We start from the raw sequence: 22,071 nt of genomic DNA, 5'->3' as shown, positions 1-22,071 counted from the left end.
GAAGGAGGCGACGCACATGTCGAAGAACGCGAAGATCGCCGCAGGGGGTGTGGCGGTCGGGCTGCTCCTGTGGATCTGGCTGCCCTGGTGGGCCGCCCTCCTGATCGTCCTGGGAGTCCCGGCTGCCGCATACCTCACCCTGGACCCCTCGCAGCGGCGCAGGCTGCGTCGGGCCACCCGCAAGGAACTCGGCCGCTGACACCATCGCACCGGCCGGGAGCACACGAGGCCCGGCCGGTGCGGCGCGAGGGCTCAGCTGGGACGTACGGCCATCTTGTCGAGCGCTTCCAGAAGCCCCGGAAGCTCCGGACCCCGGCCCACCGGCAGGACCTCCCCCGGCTCGTCGTCGAGAAGCACGAACGCGATGTCGTCGGTCCTGGCCACCAGCGACCAACCGGGACCGTCGGCGCGCAGGGTCCGTGCGTCGCCCGGCGCGAAGGACGACCGGACCCGACCGAGGGGCGGCGGCGTCTCCACATAGGCGCGGGCCTCAGCGAGGACGCGCCGAATGCCGGTGTGGCCCTTCGGCGCCTCCTTCTGGGCGCTGCCCGCGACCTTGTCCCCGGAGGGCTCGTTGCCCGCGTCGTTGTCCCCGGGCGCCGCGTCTCCCGGGGCCTGCGCGCCCGAGGGCTTGTTACCCGGGGCCCGGCCGCTCAAGGCATCGCCGCCATCGCCGTCGCCGGCCCGGTCTGCCGCTGCCCCGTCGTTGCCGCCGGACCCGCCGTTCGGGCTCGGGAACTCCGCGTCGTCGATCTGCTCCCGCCACATAGCCCACTGGAGCGCGATTTCGTCGGCACCCAGACGCCGTTGAGCCGATCCCCACCTGGAGGTGTCCGGCGGCGTCAGCGCGGGCCCGTCGCCGGCCTCCGGGTCGGGGTCGTGCGGCGCCGGCACACCGGGCGCGGCGACGGCGACCGCGAGGGGCCAGCCGGGCAGCGCGGCCACGACCGTGCGCTCGTCGGGCGACAGGTCGTACTCCATGCCGCAGTCCCAGGACGCGATGGCGACGGCGACCAGTGAGACGTCGTCGATGACGACCGTCCACCGGGCGCCGCTGCCGTCCTGGCCGATCACCAGGCCGTACCCGTCGGCCAACGGTGCCAGACCGAGCGCCGCGCAGGCCTCCGGATAGTCGTCGCCCAGCACGCTCGGGAACTTCGCCGGCGTCAGCAGCACCGCCGTCAGCACATAGAGCGCGTCGTCCTCGGCGGCGACGGCGTCCTCGTCCGTCCCGGCCATCCCAGCCTCCCCATCGGTTCGTCCAACGGCGCGCACCCTAGTGCGCGAGGAAGGCGCTTGTCACGACTCCCAAGCACACCCGGAGCTGCAGTTTTCCGGCTGGACGGGGCGAATCGACCATGATTTGCCGACCGGTCAGGCCGTCGGCAGTCCGAGGAGCGCACGTGCCACCGTACGCGGCGACTCGTCGCGCTCCCGCGCGAGGGCGATGACAGCCCGGCACGCGAGCTCGTTGACCCCGAACGACAGTGCCTCCGGCGAGACCCACCCCGAAGCCTCTTCGATCCGGTCCTGGTCGTCCTCCGCGCAGGCCGAGACATACGCGGCGGCGGCCTCGAACAGATTGTGCGTGCGGGCCTCCCGGCCGGCGTCCTCCTCGATCCGCAGCGCATTGACGACTCTTGCGCCGGACTTTCGGATCCTGCCCCACATGGCGACCACCTTCCCCCTCAGTGACGTGGTCCTGCCGAACGTTCATCCTCTGCCCTTCAACGTAGAGTTGGAGCCCTGGCGGCAGAAGGGGGACGGTGCGGTGAAGCCCGTCCAGCGCCCCGAACGACACGTCCCGTGCAACTGATCGTCGAGGTCTTGAGCCGGCGGTTGGACAGTGGTCCGCAGCGGGGCCAGACCCTTGCATACGACCCTCCCAGTACGAGGGTCAGGGCGCCCGGCGTCACGAGCAGGACGCCCCTCGCTGTGTGCCCGAGGCGGCGGAGAGGAACGTACGACGGACGCCGCGTGGCGAGCGGGTGGACCGCCCGTCCCGGCCCCCGCCTACGCCACCCCGCTCCGCCCCACGATCGTGCCCGCCCGGTCGATGCAGATCACGTCGACCGCGACGGGTGCGCCACGCAGTACGGCCAGGGCCTCGTCGCGGGCGGCGACCGCCACCAGGTCGCCAAGCGGAACCCCGGCCGCCGCACACGACTGGAGCGCGGCGAGACCCGTGTTGGCGCCCGCCACCTCGGCGGCCAGGACCTCGTCCGCGCCGCCCCGCCGGGCCAGCCGGGCGAGGAGCCCCTTGTCGACCTGCGAGCGGCCGGAGTGCAGGTCCAGGTGGCCCGCCGCCAGTTTGGACAGCTTGGCGAAGCCGCCGCAGATCGTGAGGCGGTCGACGGGATGGCGGCGGACGTACTTGAGGACCGCGCCCGCGAAGTCGCCCATGTCGAGGAGCGCGTCCTCGGGCAGGCCGTACACGCCGACGACCGTCTTCTCCGAGGTCGAGCCGGTGCAGCCCGCCACATGCGTGCGCCCGGCCGCCCGCGCCACGTCGACACCCCGCCGGATGGAGTCGATCCACGCCGAACACGAGTACGGCACCACGATCCCCGTCGTGCCCAGGATGGACAGTCCGCCGAGGATGCCGAGGCGCGGGTTCCAGGTGGAGCGGGCGATCTCCTCGCCGTGGTCGACGGAGACGGTGATCTCGACGTCGCCGGTGCCGCGGTACCGCCGTGCGACCTCGGCGACGTGGTCACGCATCATCTGGCGCGGGACGGGGTTGACAGCGGGTTCGCCGACGGGGAGGGGCAGGCCGGGGCGGGTGACCGTACCGACGCCCGGGCCCGCCTTGAAGACGACCCCGGCTCCGGCCGGCAGTGGGCGTACGGACACGCGGATCAGAGCACCGTGGGTGACGTCCGGATCGTCGCCCGCGTCCTTCACGATCCCCGCCATGGCCGATCCGGCGCTCAGCTCCTCGGCTGCCAGGGCGAAGGACGGCGTCTGCCCCTTGGGCAGTGTGATCGTCACCGGGTCGGGAAACTCCCCGGTCAGTAGCGCGGTGTACGCCGCCGTCGTCGCCGCGGTCGCGCAGGCGCCGGTGGTCCAGCCGGGCCGTAGACCGGTGTGCTTGAGTTGGGCGCCGCGACCACCCTGGGGCTCATTCATGAAGGGAACCTCGTGCACGTACTGATCCTGGGCGGGACCATGGAGGCCCGCCGCCTCGCCGAACTCCTGACGGCCGGGACCGGCCTCAGGGTGACGACCTCCCTGGCCGGACGGGTGGCCGCGCCCCGGCTGCCGCCCGGCGAGGTGCGCGTGGGCGGTTTCGGCGGGGTCGAGGGGCTCGCCGGGTGGCTGCGTGAGCACGAGGTGGACGCGCTCATCGACGCCACGCACCCTTTCGCCGGACGGATCAGTTTCAACGCGGCGAAGGCCGCCGCCGCCACCCATGTTGCCCTGCTCGCACTCCGCCGTCCCGGCTGGGTCCCCGTGGCCGGGGACGACTGGCACGAGGTCCGCTCGCTGGAGGGCGCCGCGGAAGTGCTGCCGACGCTCGGCCGACGGGTGTTCCTGACCACCGGACGCATGGGGCTGGCGGCCTTCGCCGCCCTGGAGGACCTCTGGTTCCTCGTTCGGTCCGTCGACGCGCCAGAGCCCCCGCATCCGCCCCGCATGGAGGTGCTGCTCGACCGCGGTCCGTTCACCCTCGACGGGGAGCGCGAGGTGCTGAGCCGCCACCGCATCGACGTCGTCGTGACGAAGGACAGCGGGGGAGCGGCCACCGTGCCGAAACTGACGGCCGCCCGCGAGGCCGGGCTGCCGGTGGTCGTGGTGCGCCGGCCTCCGGTGCCCGAGGGGGTGCCGGTCGTGACCGGGCCCGAGCAGGCCGTCGGCTGGATCGCCGAGCAGACCGGTCTTCCGGACGCCTGCCGAAACCTGACCTGAGTTTTGCCGCATCTATTCATTACCTGCAACTCATGTGCAGCAGCCTGGAACGTGTGGCTGAAACGAACGAACCGCTGAACCGGCACCGCATACGCATTTCGATGACCCGCAAGGAGTGGGCGAGTGCCGGTGGGATGGCCGCGTTCATCCTGGCCCTGCACATCATCGGCTGGTTCACGCTGGTGGCGATCGTCGCCCCTGAGCACCACAGCCTGGGCACCAAGTCCTTCGGCGTCGGCATCGGCGTCACCGCCTACACCCTCGGCATGCGCCACGCCTTCGACGCGGACCACATCGCGGCCATCGACAACACCACCCGGAAGCTGATGAGCGAGGGGCAACGGCCGCTGTCGGTGGGCTTATGGTTCTCCCTCGGCCACTCGTCCATCGTCTTCGCGCTCGCCTTCCTGCTCTCCCTCGGCATCAAGGCGCTGGCCGGACCGGTCGAGAACGACGACTCCACGCTGCACAGCGTCACCGGCTGGATCGGTACGACCGTCTCCGGGACCTTCCTCTACGTCATCGCGATCATCAACCTGGTGATCACGGTGGGCATCTGGAAGGTCTTCCGACAGATGCGCAGCGGCCACTTCGACGAGGCCGCCCTGGAGGAACAGCTCAACAAACGCGGCTTCATGAACCGGCTTCTCGGCCGCGTCATGAAGTCGATCACCAAGCCGTGGCAGATGTATCCGCTGGGTCTGCTGTTCGGCCTGGGCTTCGACACGGCGACCGAGATCGCGTTGCTCGTCCTCGCGGGATCGGGCGCCGCCTCGGGCCTGCCCTGGTACGCGATCCTCTGCCTACCTGTCCTCTTCGCGGCGGGCATGTCGCTGCTGGACACCATCGACGGCTCGTTCATGAACTTCGCCTACGGCTGGGCTTTCTCCAAGCCGGTCCGCAAGGTCTACTACAACCTCACCATCACCGGCCTGTCCGTCGCCGTCGCGCTCATCATCGGCACGGTGGAACTGCTGGGCCTGATCGCGGACAAGGCGGGGCTGCACGGCGCCTTCTGGGACTGGGTCTCCGGCCTGGACCTGAACATCATCGGCTACGTCATCGTCGGCCTGTTCTTCGCCACCTGGGCCGTGGCCCTGCTGGTGTGGAAGGTCGGCCGGATCGAGGAGAAGTGGACGGCGGGCCTGGCGCGGGGAGCCGCTCCCGCCGCACAGGGTGCCCTGGAGGTGACACCGGGGACGGCCCCGGTGTCGTAGCTCGCTCAGCGATGACCTCGACGGCCCATGTGGTCATCAGGAACAGGCCCGTCATCAGGAACAGGCCTGTCACCGGGGACTGGCCAGAGGGACCGGGTCCTGTCACCGTGGAGCTGGTCAGTCACTCTTCCTCGCTCGCGATCGCGTTGAGCGCCGCGGCGGCCATGGCACTGCCCCCGCGACGGCCGCGGACGATCAGGTACTCCAGTCCGGACCGGTTCGCGGCCAGGGCGTCCTTGGACTCGGCGGCGCCGACAAAACCGACCGGGACGCCTATGACGGCGGCCGGGCGGGGCACGCCCTCCTCGATCATCTCCAGGAGGCGGAAGAGCGCGGTGGGCGCATTGCCGATGGCGACGACCGAGCCTCCCAGCCGGTCCCGCCACAACTCCAGGGCGGCAGCGCTGCGCGTGGTGCCCATCCTCGCGGCCAGCTCGGGGACGGCCGGGTCGGAGAGCGTGCAGAGCACGTCGTTGTCGGCGGGCAGGCGCTTGCGGGTCACACCGCTGGCCACCATCCGCACGTCGGTGAAGATCGGCGCTCCGGTACGCAGGGCCTCGCGGGCGCGAGCCACCACGGCGGGCGTGTGGACGAGGTCCCGCACGAGGTCGACCATCCCGCAGGCATGGATCATGCGGACCGCGACCTGGCTGACGTCGGCGGGCAGACCCGCGAGGTCCGCCTCCGCGCGGATGGTGGCGAAGGACTGACGGTAGATCGCCGCGCCGTCCTTCTCGTAGTCGTACGTGGTCACGGTGATGTTCTCGCTGCTCTCGGTCGTCGTCATACGGCTCATGAGGTGATCGCCGCCAGGGCGGTGGTGAGATCGGAGGGGCGCTCGGAAGGCGTCGGCCCGGTGAGGGGAGGCCGCAATCACCGCCAGGGACTGCGTCCGCGTCGATCCGGTCGCGCCGGGGTGGCCACAGCCGGTCCCACGGAGGGGAGAGCGGCCACTGTGACCTGGGGCGATGGGCGGAGGGCAGACGTGGACATGGCGGCGAGCATACCGACCGTCGTCCCGGGTGACAGCGCGGCCGAGGCGCTCGCACGGCTCGGCGTGGTACCTGGGGCCGGGTGGCGGAGCGGTCCCCCGGCGACCCGGTCGTGGGCCGGGCCTTCCGCTCGGTGCTGATGCTTTCGGCGCCTGTCACAGCCCTGTTCGCTACACCCGTGGCCCGGGCCGTTCTCTTCCGTCCCCCCGGGCTGACGCCCACGGCCCGCAATGTCATGTTCGACAACCCGGACGCCTTCGTGGCGGCCGTCGCCGGGGCGGAGTGAGCGCCGTCAGCCTTCGCGGACGGCCAGGGCCAGGAACCGGGCGTCCTCGTCGACGTACGACGTCATGCGCCACCCCGAACCGGCAAGCAGCGGGCGGAGGTTGGGCTCCGCGCGCAGGTCCTCCGGGGTGATCTGCCGGCCGTGGCGTGCGGCGAGCGCCGCCCTGCCGATCGGGTGGAACAGGACCAGGACGCCACCGGGCCGCACCACCCGGGCCAACTCTCGGAGATTCTCGGCCGGTCGGGGCAGATGGGAGATCAGGCCCGCCCCGAAGACGGCGTCCAGCGACCGGGAGCGCAACGGCAGCGCGGCCACGTCGGCGAGCAGCAACTGTCCGTCCCGGTCCCTGCCGGCCCGTACGGCTTCGTGCAACATGGCCGGGGTCAGATCGGCCCCGAGGACCACTCCCGAGGGCCCCACGGCCGTACGCAGAGGCGGCAGGGCCCGTCCGGTCCCGCAGCCCGCGTCCAGAACACGGTCACCCTCCCGCAGCGCGAGTTCTGCGACGGCGGTGGCATAGGCGGGGCCGTCGTCCGGGAACTTCCTGTCCCAGCCGGCGGCGCGGGCCGAGAAGAACTCCTGGACATGTGTGTGGTCGTCGCTCATGTTCCGCATGATCCCTCACCGACACGGATGAACCCCCGTGTGCACACGTTCGAGCGTGACGCGATCGTTCAGATGCATCTCTGCGTCATATTCCAACACCTTTCGAAATGCGCCCTCTTTGTGCGCCCCTGCCCCGACTAGCGTCCCTTGGCCATGGGACACCTGGACCACGCAGCCCTGGGCTGGCTGACGCCCGCGCTCTCCTACGTCATGGCCTGTATCGGCTCCGCGCTCGGCCTGCGCTGCACCGTGCGGGCGCTCGGTGCCACCGGACGCTCGCGCCGCAACTGGCTCATCACCGCGGCCTCGGCCATCGGCACCGGCATCTGGACCATGCACTTCGTGGCCATGCTCGGCTTCAGCGTCAGCGGTACCGACATCCGCTACGACGTACCACTGACCATCGCGAGCCTCATGGTCGCGATGGTCGTCGTCTCCGCGGGCGTCTTCGCGGTCGGCTACGGCCGTGACCGGGTCCGCGCGCTCTTCCTGGGCGGACTCACCACAGGCCTGGGCGTGGCGAGCATGCACTACCTGGGCATGGCCGCCGTAAAGCTGCACGGCGGCATCGACTACGACCCGGTGCTCGTCGGACTCTCCGTCCTCATCGCCGTTGTCGCGGCGACGGCGGCCCTGTGGGCGGCGCTCAACATCAAGTCACCCGTCGCCGTCACCATCGCCTCCCTGATCATGGGGGCCGCGGTCAGCAGCATGCACTACACCGGGATGTTCGCGGTGAGCGTGCGGGTCTCGCCCTCCGGCGCCGTCCTGCCCGGGGCCACGGCGATGCAGTTCATCTTCCCGCTCGCCGTCGGCCTCGGCTCCTACCTGTTCCTGACCTCGGCCTTCGTCGCCCTGTCGCCCACGACAGGAGAGCGCGAGGCCACCGCCTCGCCCCAGCGGACGGTCGAGAGCGTCCCCTCCTAGCGGCGGTCGAGAGCGTCCCCTCCGGGCGGCGGAGCCGAGCCCTGGACAGCCCCGACGACACGCCCCCGAACCACTCCCGAGCGAGGAGGCCATGCGTACACCGCGTAGGACCCCCACAGACGGCGCCCAGTCGCCGCTCCAGACACCCGCGCGCGGGCGTCGCGCACACGCCGGACCACCGGCCGACGAAATCCCGGACGACCCCGTAGGCCCGGTGCCGGAAGACATTCCCGCGCGCGCGGGACACTGGCGGATACGCCCCCGCACGGTCCGCGCCAAGATCGTCTGCCTGCTCATGGTGCCCGTCGTCTCGCTGCTCGCCCTATGGGCGTACGCCACCGTCAGCACCGCCCAGGACGTCGCCCGGCTGCGGCAGTTGCAACGCGTGGACGACACCGTCCGCTCTCCCGTCGCCGCCGCGGTGACCGCCCTCCAGGCGGAACGTGCCGCCGCGGTGCGCTACGCCACCGATCCGACCGCCGCGCGCAGCGACGACCTCCGCACCCTCGCCGAGCGCTCCGACCAGGCCGTGGCGCGGCTGAGGCTCGGAGACGACAACACCGTCGCCGACAGCGAGGAGCTGCCCGCAGGTGTCGCCCAGCGACTCGAAGCCTTCGTGACCGGCGCCGAGCAACTGCGGCCCCTGCGCGCCGCCGTGCTGGACCGCAGCGCCGGATGGGACGAGACGTACGGCCGCTACACCAGGACCATCGCCGGTGCCTTCGCGGTGGGCGGTGCCCTCACCGGCATCCAGGACGCCGAGCTCGGCTCCGACGCGCGCGTGCTGCTGGAGTTCTCCCGCGCGGGCGAGTCCCTGGCCCAGGAGGACGTCGTACTGGCGAGCGCGCGCCTGGCGGGCGCCCTGGCCGGAGAGCGGCTGCGGCTGTTCACCGGGGCCGTCGACACCCGCCGGGCCCTCACCGAGGGCGCCGTGGCCGACCTGCGCGGCTCCGACCGTGCCGCCTGGCAGAAGGTCGCCGGCAGCGGCGCCTACGCCACCGTGACCTCCGCCGAGGACCGGGTGCTCGCCGCCGCCCCCGGTGTCCGTGCCGTCGAGTCGACTCCGGAGACCACCTGGCAGGCAGCACACACACGTGTGCAGAGCGGCATGCGGACCGTCGAACTGGCCGCCGGAAGCGGCGTCGCCGACCGCGCCGACCCGTTCACCCGGGGCCTGCTCACCCCGGCCGGTGCCGCGGTCCTGCTCGGCCTGATCGCCGTCGTCGCGTCGCTCGTCATCTCGGTGCGCATCGGACGCGGCCTCGTCATCGAACTCGTGAGCCTGCGCAACAGCGCACTTGAGATCGCCCGCCGCAAACTCCCCGAGGCCATGGAGAGACTGCGCGCCGGCGACGAGATCGACATCCGGTCCGAAGCCCCGCCAGGACCGCCGGCAGAGGACGAGGCCGGTCAGGTCGCCGAGGCCCTGAACACCGTGCACCGCGCCGCGCTGCGCGCCGCTGTGGAGCGCGCCGAACTCGCCAGCGGCATCTCCGGGGTCTTCGTCAACCTCGCCCGCCGCAGCCAGGTCCTCGTCCACCGTCAGCTGAGCCTGCTCGACAGCATGGAACGCCGCTCCGACGACCCGAACGAACTGAGCGACCTCTTCCGGCTCGACCACCTCACCACCCGTATGCGCCGCCACGCGGAGAGCCTGATCATCCTCTCCGGGGCGGCACCCGGCCGCGCCTGGCGCATGCCGGTGTCGCTGACCAACGTGGTCCGCGCCGCCGTCTCCGAGGTCGAGGACTACGCGCGCGTGGAGGTACGTCAGCTGCCCGACGCGTCCGTCGTCGGCGGAGCGGTCGCCGACCTCACCCACCTGCTCGCCGAGATCATCGAGAACGCCGCCCAGTTCTCACCGCCCCACACACGTGTGCGCGTCACCGGCGAACCCGTCGGCAACGGCTACGCCGTAGAGGTCGAGGACCGCGGCCTGGGCATGGGCAAGGAGACCCTCACGGAGGCCAACCGCCGCATCGAGCAGTCCGAGGCGCTCGACCTGTTCGACAGCGACCGGCTCGGCCTGTTCGTGGTCAGCAGGCTCGCCGCCCGGCACGGCATCAAGGTGCACCTGCGTACCTCGCCCTACGGCGGCACCACGGCCGTGGTCCTGCTGCCCACGGCGCTGCTGCACATCAAGGCGGCGGAACGTTCCCCCGCCAGGGCCGCGGACCGGGAACCGCTCACAGAACGCGAGTACGCGCGCGTGCCCGCCGCCGAACGGGACCACGAGTCCGTTTCCGCCCAAGCCGAGCGGCCCGCCCTGGTGGCCCCCGTGGCCGCCGCGGCCGACAGGGGAACGACGGACACACCGCCCCCCGGGGTCACCGCCTTGCGCTTGCACCGCCCGCCCGACGAGCCCGAGGAGGCCGACGACCTCCCCCGCCGGGTACGGCAGGCGCACCTCGCTCCCCAGCTGCGCGAGCAGCGCGCCGAGGAAGCGGCTCCGACAGCCGCCCGCAGGGACGACGACCGTACGCCCGAGGTCGTACGGGACCGGATGGCGGCATACCGGGACGGCTGGGCGCGCGGGGGCGGCAGGCAGCCCGGCCGCGGTGCCACCCCGGATGCCCCAGCGGACAGAGACAGCACCGAAGGAGACCGAGGATGATCCAGGATCCGAGCATGAGGGCCGCCCAGAGGTCCGGGGAACTCGACTGGCTGCTGGACGACCTGGTGCTGCGCGTGAGCGAGGTGCGGCATGCCGTGGTGCTCTCCAACGACGGCCTCGCTGTCGGGTCGTCGACGGATCTGCGCCGCGAGGACGCGGAACACCTCGCCGCGGTCTCCTCCGGCTTCCACAGCCTGGCCAAGGGGGCGGGCCGGCACTTCGGGGCCGGAGGCGTGCGCCAGACCATGGTCGAGATGGACGACGGCTTCCTGTTCGTGGCCGCCGCGGGAGACGGCTCCTGCCTCGCCGTCCTCACCGCCGTCACCGCGGACATAGGTCTGGTCGCGTACGAGATGGCACGGCTGGTCAAACGAGTCGGCGAGCACCTCTACACGCCGCCGCGCGTGGGCGCGCGGCCGCCCGCCGCCGGATGAGAGGGAAGGGCGGTCGGTACGGATGACCGAGGACATGGCGGGCGTCCCGCACGAGCAGGGCAGCCAGTGGTACGACGGCGAGGCCGGGCCCCTCGTCCGCCCCTACGCGATGACGGGCGGACGCACGAAACCCGGCCCCACCGGAGTGCGTTTCGACCTGATCGCCCTCGTCACGCTGGACGTGGGCGCACCCGGCGTCGGCGAGGACACCGCGCTCGGGCCGGAACACCGGGCACTGATCGACCTGTGCCGCACGGAGACGCAGTCGCTGGCCGAACTCGCCGCGGGCGCCGACCTTCCCGTGGGGGTGGTCAGGGTGCTCCTCGGAGACCTCCTGGAACTCGGCTGTGTCACCGTCAGCCGCCCGGTGCCACCGGCGCAGCTTCCTGACGAACGAATTCTGCGCGAGGTGATCGAAGGGCTTCGGGCGCTGTAGATGAACGTTCAGAACCGGGCAATAAGCGGTCCAATCCCCCGAAGGGGAGCCTCAGTTGTCATGATGCTGATTTCGCGACCCCTGATTGACGTCGCCGCTCGTCGCCGACCCTCCCGAGAGAAGTGATCGATGGTCTCCGAGAACTCCGACGCCCAGGACGGCGACACGACCGCCCTCGCGCTGAAGATACTGGTCGCCGGCGGTTTCGGCGTGGGCAAGACCACCCTGGTGGGCGCGGTCAGCGAGATCAGGCCGCTGCGTACCGAGGAACTGCTCAGCGAGGCGGGCCAGTTGGTGGACGACACCGACGGTGTGGACCAGAAGGTCACCACGACGGTCGCCATGGACTTCGGGCGCATCACCATCCGCTCCGGCCTGTCCCTGTATCTCTTCGGCACGCCGGGGCAGGATCGCTTCTGGTTTCTGTGGGACGAGCTGTCACAGGGAGCCCTGGGTGCCGTCGTCCTCGCCGACACCCGGCGCCTGGAGGACTGCTTCCCGGCCGTGGACTACTTCGAGCACCGGCACATCCCGTTCGTCGTGGCCGTCAACTGCTTCTCAGGTGCCCGGACCTACGGCGCCCACGACGTCTCCCGCGCCCTCGATCTCGACCAGGGCACCCCCGTGGTGCTGTGTGACGCACGGGACCGCGACTCGGGCAAGGAGGTGCTGATCCGGCTGGTGGAGTACGCCGGGCGGATGCACACCGCCCGGCTGCTCGACTCGGTGGGCTGACTTCGGGGAGCAGGGCGCCCACCGGAAGGTCACTCCGACACGGCCTTCTGCGCCAGCACCTTGTCGATCTTCACACGGACGAGGAGTTCTCCCGGGACGCCGTTGCGGGCGCCGAACTCCTCCGCCCGTTCCTCGCCCATGTACCGGGCCCCGATCCGGCCGGCCCAGTGCCGGACCTCGTCGAGGTCCTCCGTCACCCGGGCCTGTCCCTGCAGCACCACATAGGCGAAGGGTGGCCGGTCGTCGTCCACACAGAGGGCGACCCGGCCGTCCCGCGTCAGATTGCGCCCCTTGACAGTGGTCTTCCCGGTGTTGAACACCACGTCGTCGCCGTCCAGCACGAACCAGATCGGCGCCACATGCGGACTCCCGTCTGCCCGGACGGTCGACAACTTGCCGGTGCGGGTGCCGTGCGAGACGAACTCCCGCCATTGCTCATCGGTCATCTTCTGCGCCATGTCCCCATTCTCCTTGCCCCGTTGACGGTCCTGGGGAAGGCTTGCGAGGAGATCCTCCGGGCAGGAGGAGACGTCACACGGGGAGACGGGACCACATGCCGGAAAAGCAGGGCCTCGGCTGGCTGCTGGACGACCTGACCGAGCGCGTCGACCATGTGCGGCACGCGCTGGTGCTGTCCAACGACGGCCTGGTGACGGGCGCCAGCACAGGACTGCGCCGCGAGGACGCGGAACATCTCGCCGCCGTCTCGTCCGGACTGCACAGCCTGGCCAAGGGCTCGGGACGGCACTTCGGTGCGGGCCAGGTCCGGCAGACGATGATCGAGTTCGACGACGCGGTGCTGTTCGTCACCGCGGCTGGCACCGGCAGCTGTCTGTGCGTGCTCAGCGGCTCGGACGCCGACATCGGCCAGATCGCCTACGAGATGACACTCCTCGTCAACCGCGTCGGCGAGCACCTCGACGTGGACGCCCGCCGACCCGAGCGGAGCCCGGCGACAGACGTCTGACCTGCGCGTTCTTGGCCCTTCATGGAGTTATCCACAGGCTCGCCACGCGTCTCGCCCCCACCGGCTACGGTTTCTGTCACGGCGAACGCACACAGCGTGAGCATCGACTCCACGGGGGAGAGCGACCATGTCGGGCAGCACGATCACCCAACTCCAGCGGCATTCCTGCACACCCAGCCGCGCCGCGCGGGAACTGGGCCTCAAACGCAGCGAGTTCGACCTCGCCGTACACCTCGGACAGATCCGGACCATCCCCGACGAGGGAGGCGGGGGGCGACGTGTCGCCAGCGTCGAGATCGACCGGCTCCGGGCGACGGACGGCTTCCCCGACTCGCTGCGCCAACGTGTGCGCCTCGTGGGCACCACCGAGGGCGCGAAGGCCATGAAGGTCCCCGTCGGCAGGTTCACACGCCTGGCCCGCCTAGGCCTGTACTCGCCGGTGCGCTTCTATCTCAACCGGTACCGGGCCGTCGTGTGGCTGTACCTGGCCGAGGAACTCGAGCAGTTCACGACGGTCGAGAAGAACACCCCGCTGCTGACGGCACGGCGCATGCCCGAGGGGCTCCGCGACATGCTGGACGAGGGCGTGGATCTCCGCGCTCGCAACTGGCGCCAACGCCACCGCGGGTTTCTCCTGCGCCTGGCCGAGGACCCCTGGGAGAGCGCAGGCGTCCTCGCCGCCTTCCTCGGCTCCGTCCAGATCGCGGAGATCGTCCCGGACCCCTACGAGCGGTCCCACCTGCTCCGTTTCCAGCCGGGACCGCCCACCCACGGCACACAGGGCACGCCTGCCGCGCATCTCATCGAGAAGATCATGACAGCGGACCACCCCGACGAGATCGAGTGGCTGCGGACCGAGCTGACCCGGGTCCTGGAGGACGCCCGAAGCCTTCGGCCCGCGCCACGCCCCACGGCCCGGCGGACACCCTCCGCCCGGCCCCAAGACACACCGACGCCCCAGGAGGAACCGGCGCGCGGCCTGCTGGGCTGGCTCCGGCGCAGAAGCGCCTGACCTACAGCGCCCGGAACAACCCCTCCTGGACGACGGACACCAGCAGCCGTCCCTCCAGGTCGTAGATCCGGCCACGGGCAAGTCCGCGTCCACCCGTCGCGATCGGTGACTCCTGGTCGTACAAAAACCACTCGTCCGCCCGGAACGGCCGGTGGAACCACATGGCGTGGTCCAGCGACGCGATGTCGAAGGTCCGCCGGCCCCACAGGGGCTGGACCGGAAGACGGACGGCGTCCAGGAGGGTCATGTCGCTGGCGTAGGTCAGCGCACAGGTGTGCACGACCGGATCGTCGCCGAGCGGTCCGACCGCGCGCATCCACACCGCGCTGCGTGGCTCGGCGTCCTCGATCTCCTCGGCGCTCCAGCGCAGCCGGTCGACATACCGGATGTCGAAGGGCTGGCGGCGCGCCATCCGTTCCAACTGCTCGGGCAGCTCGCCCAGATGCTCCCGGATCTCGTCGCCGACCCTCGGCAGCGACTCCGGGTCCGGGACCTTGCGGGTGGGCGGCAGCTGGTGCTCGAAGGGACCTTCCTCAGGCTTGTGAAAGGAGGCGGTGAGATTGAAGATCGTGCGGCCCTGCTGCACGGCGGTGACCCGGCGCGTGGTGAACGACCGTCCGTCCCGCACCCGTTCGACCTGGTACACGATCGGCACCCCGGGCCGGCCCGGGCGCAGGAAGTACGCGTGCAGCGAGTGCACGGGGCGGTCGCCCTCCGTGGTGCGGGCGGCGGCGACCAGCGCCTGGCCCGCCACCTGGCCGCCGAAGACCCGCTGGAGGGATTCGTGCGGGCTTCGGCCACGGAAGATGTTGACCTCGATCTGCTCCAGGTCGAGCAGGTCGACGAGTCTCTCGGCCGGGTTAGTCATGGGTGGGATTCTCCTTGGCTCACAACTGGCCTGCGCCTCACAACTGGCCTGTGGCTCACAGCTGTCCGACATCGGTGATCCGGACGACCGCGCGGCCCTCCGCGTCGGAGGCAGCGAGGTCGACCTCCGCGGTGATGCCCCAGTCATGGTCGCCGTTCGGGTCGGCGAAGGTCTGCCGTACGCGCCACAGCTTGTTCTGCTGCTCCTCCTCGATCCGCAGCAGTTTGGGACCACGGGCGTCAGGGCCGGTACCGAGGTCGTCGTACTCGTCCCAGTACTTGTCCATCGCCTCGCCCCACGCGTCGGCGTCCCACCCGGCCTCGGCATCCATCTCGCCGAGTTCCTCGACATGGTCCAGGGCGGCGAGTTCGACACGGCGGAACAGGGCGTTGCGGACCAGGACACGGAAGGCGCGCGCGTTGGTGGTCACCGGCTTGACCTCGTCGGCCCGCTCCTGGGCCTCCTCGGCGGTCATCTCCTCCGGGTTGGCGAGCTGCTCCCATTCGTCCAGCAGGCTGGAGTCGACCTGACGGACCGTCTCACCGAGCCACTCGATCAGGTCCTGCAGATCCTCGGACTTGAGGTCGTCCGGGATGTTGTGGTCGAGCGCCTTGTAGGCACTCGCGAGGTAGCGCAGGACAATGCCCTCGGTGCGGGCAAGCTCGTAGAAGGACACCAACTCCGTGAAGGACATGGCCCGTTCGTACATGTCACGGATGACGGACTTCGGGGAGAGCGGATGGTCGCCGACCCACGGGTGGCTCTTGCGGTACGTGTTGTACGCGTGGAAGAGCAGCTCCTCCAGGGGCTTCGGGTACGAGACGTCCTGGAGGCGCTCCATGCGCTCCTCGTACTCGACGCCGTCCGCCTTCATCGCGGCCACCGCCTCGCCCTTCGCCTTGTTCAGCTGGGCGACGAGGATCTGGCGGGGGTCGTCCAGCGTGGACTCCACGACGGACACCATGTCCAGGGCGTAGGACGGCGATTCGGGGTCGAGCAGCTCGAACGCGGCGAGCGCGAACGTGGACAGCGGCTGGTTGAGCGCGAAGTCCTGCTGGAGGTCCACGGTGAGACGGACGATCCGACCGGAGGCGTCGGGCTCATCGAGCTTCTCGACGATGCCACCGTCCAGCAGCGAACGGTAGATGGCGATCGCCCGCCGGATGTGCCGCAGCTGCTGCCTGCGCGGCTCGTGGTTGTCCTCCAGGAGATGACGCATCGCCTCGAAGGCGTTGCCCGGGCGGGCGATCACCGACAGCAGCATCGTGTGGGTCACCCGGAACCGGGACGTCAACGGCTCCGGCTCGGAGGCGATCAGCTTCTCGAAGGTGTTGTCCGTCCAGCCCACAAAGCCCTCGGGCGCCTTCTTGCGGACGACCTTGCGGCGCTTCTTCGGGTCGTCGCCGGCCTTGGCGAGCGCCTTCTCGTTCTCGATGACGTGCTCGGGAGCCTGGGCCACGACAAAGCCCGCCGTGTCGAACCCGGCCCGGCCCGCACGGCCCGCGATCTGGTGGAACTCGCGTGCGCGCAGAGTGCGGACGCGGTTGCCGTCGTACTTGGTCAGCGCCGTGAACAGCACGGTGCGGATGGGCACGTTGACACCGACGCCGAGGGTGTCCGTGCCGCAGATGACCTTCAGCAAACCGGCCTGGGCGAGCTTCTCCACCAGCCGCCGGTACTTGGGCAGCATGCCGGCGTGATGGACACCGATGCCGTGCCGGACGTAACGGGAGAGGTTACGGCCGAACTTGGTGGTGAAGCGGAAGTTGCCGATCAGCTCGGCGATCTGGTCCTTCTCCTCGCGCGAGCACATGTTGATGCTCATCAGCGCCTGCGCCCGCTCCACGGCCTGCGCCTGTGTGAAGTGCACGATGTAGACGGGCGCCTGCTTGGTCTCCAGAAGTTCCGTCAGGGTCTCGGTGAGCGGAGTGAGCTTGTACTCGTAGGAGAGCGGGACAGGGCGGGTCGCCGAGCGGACCACGGACGTCGGCCGGCCGGTGCGCCGGGTGAGGTCCTCCTCGAACATCGAGACGTCGCCGAGCGTCGCCGACATCAGGACGAACTGCGCCTGGGGGAGCTCCAGGATCGGGATCTGCCAGGCCCAGCCGCGGTCCGCCTCGGCGTAGAAGTGGAACTCGTCCATGACGACCTGACCGACGTCCGCCTGCTTGCCGTCGCGCAGCGCGATCGACGCGAGTACCTCGGCAGTGCAGCAGATGACGGGCGCGTCGGCGTTGACGGAGGCGTCACCGGTCAGCATGCCGACGTTCTCGGTGCCGAACATCTTGCACAGCTCGAAGAACTTCTCCGACACGAGGGCCTTGATGGGGGCGGTGTAGAAGGTGACCTCGTCGCGGGCGAGAGCGGCGAAGTGCGCGCCCGCGGCGATCATGCTCTTGCCGGAGCCGGTGGGCGTCGACACGATCACGTTCGCGCCGGAGACCACCTCGATCAGCGCCTCCTCCTGGTGGGGGTAGAGCGTGAGACCGCGCTCCTCGGCCCACGACTCGAAGGCTTCGTAGAGGGCGTCGGGGTCGGCGGTCGGCGGCAGCTGATCGATGAGGGTCACGGACCCATCTTGCCTGGCGTCTTCCTCTATGGGGGAATCGGTTGTCGGCGGGAAGATCACGACCAGTACGCTGTGTCGCCGACGGAGCGTCAGCGCACCCGGTCAACTGGACAGTGGCACACGAGGAATGGGGCGGGCAACGCCGATGATGGGACCAGCACACTCACTGTCGGGCGCCGCGGCCTGGCTGGGCGTAGGAGCGGCCGCCGCCGCCACAGGGCACACCATGCCATGGCCCGTACTGCTGGCCGGAGCCCTGATCTGCGCGGGCGCCGCGCTCGCTCCCGACCTCGACCACAAGGCGGCCACGATCTCGCGGGCCTTCGGGCCGATCTCGCGAGGCCTGTGCGAGATCGTCGACAAACTTTCGTACGCCGTCTACAAGGCGACGAAGAAGCAGGGCGATCCGCGTCGCTCCGGCGGCCACCGCACGCTCACCCACACCTGGCTGTGGGCCGTGCTGATCGGCGCGGGCGCCTCGGTGGCGGCGATCACCGGTGGCCGCTGGGCGGTGCTGGCGATCCTGTTCGTGCACATGGTGCTGGCCATCGAGGGTCTGCTGTGGCGGGCGACCCGCGGCTCCAGCGCCGACGTCCTGGTCTGGCTGCTGGCCGCGACCAGCTCGTGGATCATCGCCGGTGTCCTGGACAAGCCGGGCAACGGCTCGGACTGGCTGTTTGCGCAGCCGGGCCAGGAGTATCTGTGGCTGGGGCTGCCGATCGTGCTGGGCGCGCTCGTGCACGACATCGGGGACGCGCTGACGGTCTCCGGCTGCCCGGTCCTGTGGCCGATCCCGGTGGGCCGCAAGCGCTGGTACCCGATCGGCCCGCCGAAGGCCATGCGGTTCCGCGCGGGCAGCTGGGTCGAGCTGAAGGTGCTGATGCCGGCGTTCATGCTGCTCGGGGGAGTGGGCTGCGCGGCTGCGCTGAACTTCATCTGAGGCCGGGGCGCTGGGCCCGCTGGTCCCTGCGCCGGTCAGCTGCCCTGATCGGCGGCCCCGCCTCCGTAGCGCCGCTCGAAGGCGGCGACGCGTCCCTCGGAGTCCACCGTTCGCGCCTTGCCGGTGTGGAAGGGATGGCTCTCGGAGGAGATCTCCACGTCCACCACGGGGTACGTCTCGCCGTCGTCCCACTCGATGGTCTGTTCGCTGGTCGCGGTGGACCGGGTCAGGAAGGCGTAGCCGGCGGCCCGGTCGCGGAAGACGACCGGGCGGTAGTCGGGGTGCTTGTCCTGCTGCATGGCTGCTCCTCGGGCGGGACGGCGGGGCGGGGGACCGGTCCGTCAGCCGGACAGGGACTCCTCGTCGACGATGTGCATCGCTGCCTCCTCCGCGGACGCGGCGGCACCGTCGATGCCCACGTCCGTGGCGATCAGCGCGCTCTCCTCGTCCTCGTGGGCCCCTTCGTCGGGGGCCACGAGACGGCCGGAGCGCAGCGCGCCCACCTCGTTGTCCAGGGGCTCGCCGTCGGTGCCGTCGCAGTCGCCGATGCCGTCGCCGTCGGACGGCGCGAGGTCGGGCAGCTCCTCGGCGAGCCGTTGGTCCAGGGTCTCGCCCTGTCGGCGCTCCGCGGCCGTCACACCGCTGTGCTCCACGGCCAACGGTCTGTCCGGCGGGGACCAGCCGCGGTCGAGGGGGTCGCCGACTCCGTCGTCGTCCAGGGTGTCCTCCGCGTCGAGCAGCCCCGCGTCGTCCTGGATCTCGGATCCGTCGGGCTGGTAGACGTCGTCTCCCCATCCGTCGGAGCTGTCCACGGGTACCTCCAGGTGAAGGGGGACGGACCCGTTCTTCCCGCGGCCCGGGGCGGGCCACGGCCTCACGGGGCACTTGCCGCGCCCGCCGGCGAACCGTGCCGTCCGCGGGAGCTCCCTGAGCCGGTGCTGCCATCCAGCCTTCCACCCCCCTTCGGGACCGCGCAACGGCACGGGGCGCTGCGTGGGCAGGAGCGGCGGAGATGGGATGCCGGGATGCCGGGCGCGACCGGTCCGGCGACCTCGGCCACACACCGGAGCGATCTCGAACGGCGGCTCCGCGAGTATGCGGTGGCCGAGCCGCCGAGCCGCCGAGTGGCCAAGCCGCCAAGCCGCCGAGTGCTCTCGTGGCTGTGGCACCGAGCGGCCGGTCTCGACCGAGCCCCCGCCGCCCCGCCCTCCCGTACTGCCCCGCTCTCCGGCGGTGCCCCGCCCTCCGGCCCCGCTCAGCCGCTCATCCCGGAACCGCCCCCTGCCACCCCTCACCCGCACCAAGCACCGACTCGTGAACCGCCCAGCCCCGCCCTCACCCGTGTCAGGACCTCACCCGTGTCAGGACCTCACCCGTGCCAGGACCTCCACAGCGACGCGTACGCCCCGTCCGCCGCGACCAGCTCGTCATGGCTGCCCAGCTCGCTGATGCGACCGTTCTCGACGACGGCGATGACGTCCGCGTCGTGGGCGGTGTGCAGCCGGTGGGCGATGGCGACCACGGTGCGGCCGTCGAGAACGCGGGCCAGGGAGCGTTCCAGGTGACGGGCCGCCCGCGGGTCGAGCAACGACGTCGCCTCGTCCAGGACCAGGGTGTGCGGGTCGGCCAGCACCAGCCGGGCCAGCGCGACCTGCTGGGCCTGGGCGGGAGTGACGGTCAGACCGCCCGAGCCGACCTCGGAGTCCAGGCCGTCGTCGAGCGCCCGCGCCCACCCGTCCGCGTCGACCGCGCCGAGGGCCGCCCAGAGCTCGGCGTCGGTCGCGTCCGTCCGGGCAAGCAGGAGGTTGTCGCGCACGGAGCCCACGAAGACGTGGTGCTCCTGGTTGACCAGGGCGACGTGCTCACGCACCCGTTCGGCGGGCATCCGGGACAGCTCGGCGCCGCCGAGGGTGATCCGCCCGTCCCGGGGCGCGTAGATCCCGGCCAGGAGGCGGCCCAACGTGGACTTTCCGGCACCCGAGGGTCCGACCAGTGCCAGCCTCGTGCCGGGGGCGACCTCCAGGGACACCTTGCGCAGCACGTCCACGCCCTCCACATAGCCGAAGTGCACACGGTCCGCGTGCACGTTCCGCCCGTCGGGAGCGAGCTCCGTGTCCCCGGCGTCCGGCTCGATGTCCCGGACCCCGACCAGCCGGGCCAGCGACACCTGGGCCACCTGGAGCTCGTCGTACCAGCGCAGGATCAGCCCGACCGGGTCGATGAGCATCTGCGCGATCAGCGCGCCGGTCGTCAGCTGGCCGACCCCGATCCAGCCCTGGAGCACGAACACCCCGCCGACCATCAGCACCGACGAAAGGATCATCACGTGGCTGACGTTGATGCACGGGAAGAGCACCGACCGCAGCCACAGCGTGTACCGCTCCCAGGCGGTCCACTCCTTGATCCGCCGTTCCGACAGCTCGATGCGACGGGCACCGAGCCGGTGCGCCTCGACGGTGCGTCCGGCGTCCACGGTCTCCGCGAGTGCGGCGGCCACCGCGGCGTACCCGGCGGCCTCGGAGCGGTAGGCGGACGGCGCCCGCTTGAAGTACCACCGGCATCCGACGATCAGCGTCGGCAGGGCGAGCAGTACGGCGGCGGCCAGCGGAGGGGCCGTGACCACGAGCCCGCCGAGCAGCAGGGCCGCCCACACCACACCGATCGCCAGCTGCGGCACGGCCTCGCGCATGGCGTTGCCGAGCCGGTCGATGTCCGTGGTGATCCGGGACAGCAGATCGCCGGTCCCGGCCCGCTCCAGGACGCCCGGCGGAAGGCCGACCGACCGTACGAGGAAGTCCTCGCGCAGGTCGGCCAGCATCTGCTCACCGAGCATGGCACCGCGCAGCCGCACCTGCCGTACGAAGACGGCCTGGACGACCAGCGCGACCACGAACAGCCCGGCCGTGAGCTCCAGATGGAGTTCGCGAGCCCCGTCCGACACCCGCTCGACGAGGTCGCCGAGAAGCCAGGGCCCGACCATGGAGGCCACGACCGAGATGGTGTTGACGCCGACGAGGAGCACGAAGGCACGGCGGTGCCGACGGAACAGTTCGGCCACGTAGGCACGTACGGTCGCGGTGGCGCCGACGGGCAGGGTGTTCGCCGTCGTCGGTGCCGCCGGATCGTACGCCGGTGGCGCCACGCCGATCATGCTGTCTCCTCGATCTCTTCCAGCTCGTGCAGGACGTGTTGTTTGTTCAGTACGTCGTCTTGTTCGTTCAGTGCGTCGTGGAGCGCGGCCTCTTCGTCCGTCTCGCGGGTGACGACGGCCCGGTACCGCGGTTCCTTGTACACCAGTTCTCGGTGCAGGCCGACTGCCGTGACCTCGCCTTCGTGCACGAGCACGACCCGGTCGGCGTGGTCCAGGAGCAGCGGTGAGGAGGTGAACACCACGGTTGTGCGTCCGGCGCGCAGATTCCGTACGCCCTCCGCGATCCGCGCCTCGGTGTGTGAGTCGACGGCGGAGGTCGGTTCGTCCAGGACGAGTACCTCCGGGTCGGTGAACAGTGACCGGGCCAGGGCGAGCCGCTGGCGCTGGCCGCCCGAGAGAGACCGGCCG

General features: G+C 70.9%; 24 protein-coding genes. 12 read left to right on the top strand and 12 right to left on the bottom strand.

What is annotated here, in order from left to right; translation table 11 throughout:
* The first annotated feature begins 16 nt into the window (after positions 1 to 16).
* Positions 17 to 199 carry a hypothetical protein gene (locus tag ACI2L1_RS35470; protein WP_404743536.1) on the top strand — a complete coding sequence of 61 codons (183 nt, stop codon included), beginning with the start codon at positions 17 to 19 and terminating at the stop codon, positions 197 to 199.
* A gap of 53 nt (positions 200 to 252) precedes the next feature.
* Here the strand turns inward: ACI2L1_RS35470 and ACI2L1_RS35465 are convergent, their stop codons facing one another.
* The 3 genes from ACI2L1_RS35465 to ACI2L1_RS35455 form a co-directional block, all read right to left on the bottom strand.
* On the bottom strand, positions 253 to 1,239 hold the full coding sequence (locus ACI2L1_RS35465) for a hypothetical protein (protein ID WP_404743535.1): 987 nt from the start codon (positions 1,237 to 1,239) through the stop codon (positions 253 to 255).
* Between the two features lie 135 nt (positions 1,240 to 1,374).
* Positions 1,375 to 1,671: a hypothetical protein gene (locus tag ACI2L1_RS35460; RefSeq protein ID WP_404743534.1), complete on the bottom strand. Its 297-nt coding sequence runs from the start codon at positions 1,669 to 1,671 to the stop codon at positions 1,375 to 1,377.
* Between the two features lie 342 nt (positions 1,672 to 2,013).
* On the bottom strand, positions 2,014 to 3,129 hold the full coding sequence (locus ACI2L1_RS35455; RefSeq protein WP_404743533.1) for a cobalt-precorrin-5B (C(1))-methyltransferase: 1,116 nt from the start codon (positions 3,127 to 3,129) through the stop codon (positions 2,014 to 2,016).
* A gap of 12 nt (positions 3,130 to 3,141) precedes the next feature.
* Between ACI2L1_RS35455 and ACI2L1_RS35450 the strand changes: the two genes are divergently transcribed.
* Positions 3,142 to 3,909 (top strand): cobalt-precorrin-6A reductase, encoded by a 768-nt coding sequence (locus ACI2L1_RS35450; protein WP_404743532.1) that lies wholly within the window; start codon positions 3,142 to 3,144, stop codon positions 3,907 to 3,909.
* A 101-nt stretch (positions 3,910 to 4,010) separates the two neighbouring features.
* Positions 4,011 to 5,126, top strand: a complete 1,116-nt coding sequence (locus tag ACI2L1_RS35445) for a HoxN/HupN/NixA family nickel/cobalt transporter (RefSeq protein WP_404743587.1) — start codon at positions 4,011 to 4,013, stop codon at positions 5,124 to 5,126.
* A gap of 121 nt (positions 5,127 to 5,247) precedes the next feature.
* Here the strand turns inward: ACI2L1_RS35445 and ACI2L1_RS35440 are convergent, their stop codons facing one another.
* Positions 5,248 to 5,922: a precorrin-8X methylmutase gene (locus ACI2L1_RS35440; RefSeq protein ID WP_404743531.1), complete on the bottom strand. Its 675-nt coding sequence runs from the start codon at positions 5,920 to 5,922 to the stop codon at positions 5,248 to 5,250.
* A gap of 278 nt (positions 5,923 to 6,200) precedes the next feature.
* Between ACI2L1_RS35440 and ACI2L1_RS35435 the strand changes: the two genes are divergently transcribed.
* On the top strand, positions 6,201 to 6,404 hold the full coding sequence (locus ACI2L1_RS35435; RefSeq protein WP_404743530.1) for a hypothetical protein: 204 nt from the start codon (positions 6,201 to 6,203) through the stop codon (positions 6,402 to 6,404).
* Positions 6,405 to 6,410: 6 nt separating this feature from the next.
* Here the strand turns inward: ACI2L1_RS35435 and ACI2L1_RS35430 are convergent, their stop codons facing one another.
* Positions 6,411 to 7,010, bottom strand: coding sequence for a class I SAM-dependent methyltransferase (locus ACI2L1_RS35430; RefSeq protein ID WP_404743529.1), 600 nt, complete (start codon positions 7,008 to 7,010; stop codon positions 6,411 to 6,413).
* Positions 7,011 to 7,163: 153 nt separating this feature from the next.
* Between ACI2L1_RS35430 and ACI2L1_RS35425 the strand changes: the two genes are divergently transcribed.
* The 5 genes from ACI2L1_RS35425 to ACI2L1_RS35405 all read left to right on the top strand — a co-directional run bounded on the left by ACI2L1_RS35425 (position 7,164) and on the right by ACI2L1_RS35405 (position 12,156).
* Positions 7,164 to 7,937 carry an MHYT domain-containing protein gene (locus ACI2L1_RS35425; protein WP_404743528.1) on the top strand — a complete coding sequence of 258 codons (774 nt, stop codon included), beginning with the start codon at positions 7,164 to 7,166 and terminating at the stop codon, positions 7,935 to 7,937.
* Positions 7,938 to 8,028: 91 nt separating this feature from the next.
* Positions 8,029 to 10,551: a nitrate- and nitrite sensing domain-containing protein gene (locus ACI2L1_RS35420; protein WP_404743527.1), complete on the top strand. Its 2,523-nt coding sequence runs from the start codon at positions 8,029 to 8,031 to the stop codon at positions 10,549 to 10,551.
* Positions 10,548 to 10,985: a roadblock/LC7 domain-containing protein gene (locus ACI2L1_RS35415; RefSeq protein WP_404743526.1), complete on the top strand. Its 438-nt coding sequence runs from the start codon at positions 10,548 to 10,550 to the stop codon at positions 10,983 to 10,985. The genes ACI2L1_RS35420 and ACI2L1_RS35415 overlap by 4 nt, the downstream gene beginning before the upstream one ends.
* Before the next feature lie 22 nt (positions 10,986 to 11,007).
* Entirely contained in the window at positions 11,008 to 11,421 is a 414-nt protein-coding gene (locus ACI2L1_RS35410; RefSeq protein WP_404743525.1) for a DUF742 domain-containing protein, read from the top strand.
* A 129-nt stretch (positions 11,422 to 11,550) separates the two neighbouring features.
* Positions 11,551 to 12,156 (top strand): GTP-binding protein, encoded by a 606-nt coding sequence (locus tag ACI2L1_RS35405; RefSeq protein WP_404743524.1) that lies wholly within the window; start codon positions 11,551 to 11,553, stop codon positions 12,154 to 12,156.
* 29 nt (positions 12,157 to 12,185) lie between these two features.
* Here ACI2L1_RS35405 and ACI2L1_RS35400 read toward each other — a convergent pair whose 3' ends face one another.
* Positions 12,186 to 12,614, bottom strand: a complete 429-nt coding sequence (locus tag ACI2L1_RS35400) for a PPOX class F420-dependent oxidoreductase (RefSeq protein ID WP_404743523.1) — start codon at positions 12,612 to 12,614, stop codon at positions 12,186 to 12,188.
* Between the two features lie 95 nt (positions 12,615 to 12,709).
* On the opposite strand from ACI2L1_RS35400, the gene ACI2L1_RS35395 reads away from it, so the two are divergent.
* Positions 12,710 to 13,123 (top strand): roadblock/LC7 domain-containing protein, encoded by a 414-nt coding sequence (locus ACI2L1_RS35395; RefSeq protein WP_404743522.1) that lies wholly within the window; start codon positions 12,710 to 12,712, stop codon positions 13,121 to 13,123.
* 127 nt (positions 13,124 to 13,250) lie between these two features.
* Entirely contained in the window at positions 13,251 to 14,135 is an 885-nt protein-coding gene (locus ACI2L1_RS35390) for a DUF6397 family protein (protein ID WP_404743521.1), read from the top strand.
* 1 nt (position 14,136) lies between these two features.
* Here ACI2L1_RS35390 and ACI2L1_RS35385 read toward each other — a convergent pair whose 3' ends face one another.
* Positions 14,137 to 15,003 carry an acyl-CoA thioesterase gene (locus tag ACI2L1_RS35385; RefSeq protein ID WP_404743520.1) on the bottom strand — a complete coding sequence of 289 codons (867 nt, stop codon included), beginning with the start codon at positions 15,001 to 15,003 and terminating at the stop codon, positions 14,137 to 14,139.
* A gap of 55 nt (positions 15,004 to 15,058) precedes the next feature.
* Positions 15,059 to 17,572: a DEAD/DEAH box helicase gene (locus ACI2L1_RS35380; RefSeq protein WP_404743519.1), complete on the bottom strand. Its 2,514-nt coding sequence runs from the start codon at positions 17,570 to 17,572 to the stop codon at positions 15,059 to 15,061.
* A 145-nt stretch (positions 17,573 to 17,717) separates the two neighbouring features.
* Here ACI2L1_RS35380 and ACI2L1_RS35375 point away from each other — a divergent pair, with 145 nt between their 5' ends.
* A complete protein-coding gene (locus tag ACI2L1_RS35375; protein ID WP_404743518.1) occupies positions 17,718 to 18,512 on the top strand; it encodes a metal-dependent hydrolase in 795 nt (264 codons plus the stop codon).
* Positions 18,513 to 18,547: 35 nt separating this feature from the next.
* Here ACI2L1_RS35375 and ACI2L1_RS35370 read toward each other — a convergent pair whose 3' ends face one another.
* The 4 genes from ACI2L1_RS35370 to ACI2L1_RS35355 all read right to left on the bottom strand — a co-directional run.
* Positions 18,548 to 18,811 (bottom strand): type B 50S ribosomal protein L31, encoded by a 264-nt coding sequence (locus ACI2L1_RS35370; protein WP_404743517.1) that lies wholly within the window; start codon positions 18,809 to 18,811, stop codon positions 18,548 to 18,550.
* Between the two features lie 42 nt (positions 18,812 to 18,853).
* Positions 18,854 to 19,324 carry a DUF5709 domain-containing protein gene (locus ACI2L1_RS35365; protein WP_404743516.1) on the bottom strand — a complete coding sequence of 157 codons (471 nt, stop codon included), beginning with the start codon at positions 19,322 to 19,324 and terminating at the stop codon, positions 18,854 to 18,856.
* Between the two features lie 557 nt (positions 19,325 to 19,881).
* Complete coding sequence (locus ACI2L1_RS35360) at positions 19,882 to 21,663, bottom strand: ABC transporter ATP-binding protein (RefSeq protein WP_404743515.1); 1,782 nt, start codon at positions 21,661 to 21,663, stop codon at positions 19,882 to 19,884.
* Positions 21,660 to 22,071 (bottom strand): ATP-binding cassette domain-containing protein (locus ACI2L1_RS35355; RefSeq protein WP_404743514.1); only part of this gene is annotated, 412 nt, incomplete at its 5' end. The genes ACI2L1_RS35355 and ACI2L1_RS35360, both read right to left, overlap by 4 nt.

It is taken from the genome of Streptomyces sp. NPDC019531 (genome assembly GCF_044903305.1).
Taxonomy (GTDB): Bacteria; Actinomycetota; Actinomycetes; order Streptomycetales; family Streptomycetaceae; genus Streptomyces.
This window is presented reverse-complemented; position numbering and strand designations above follow the sequence as displayed.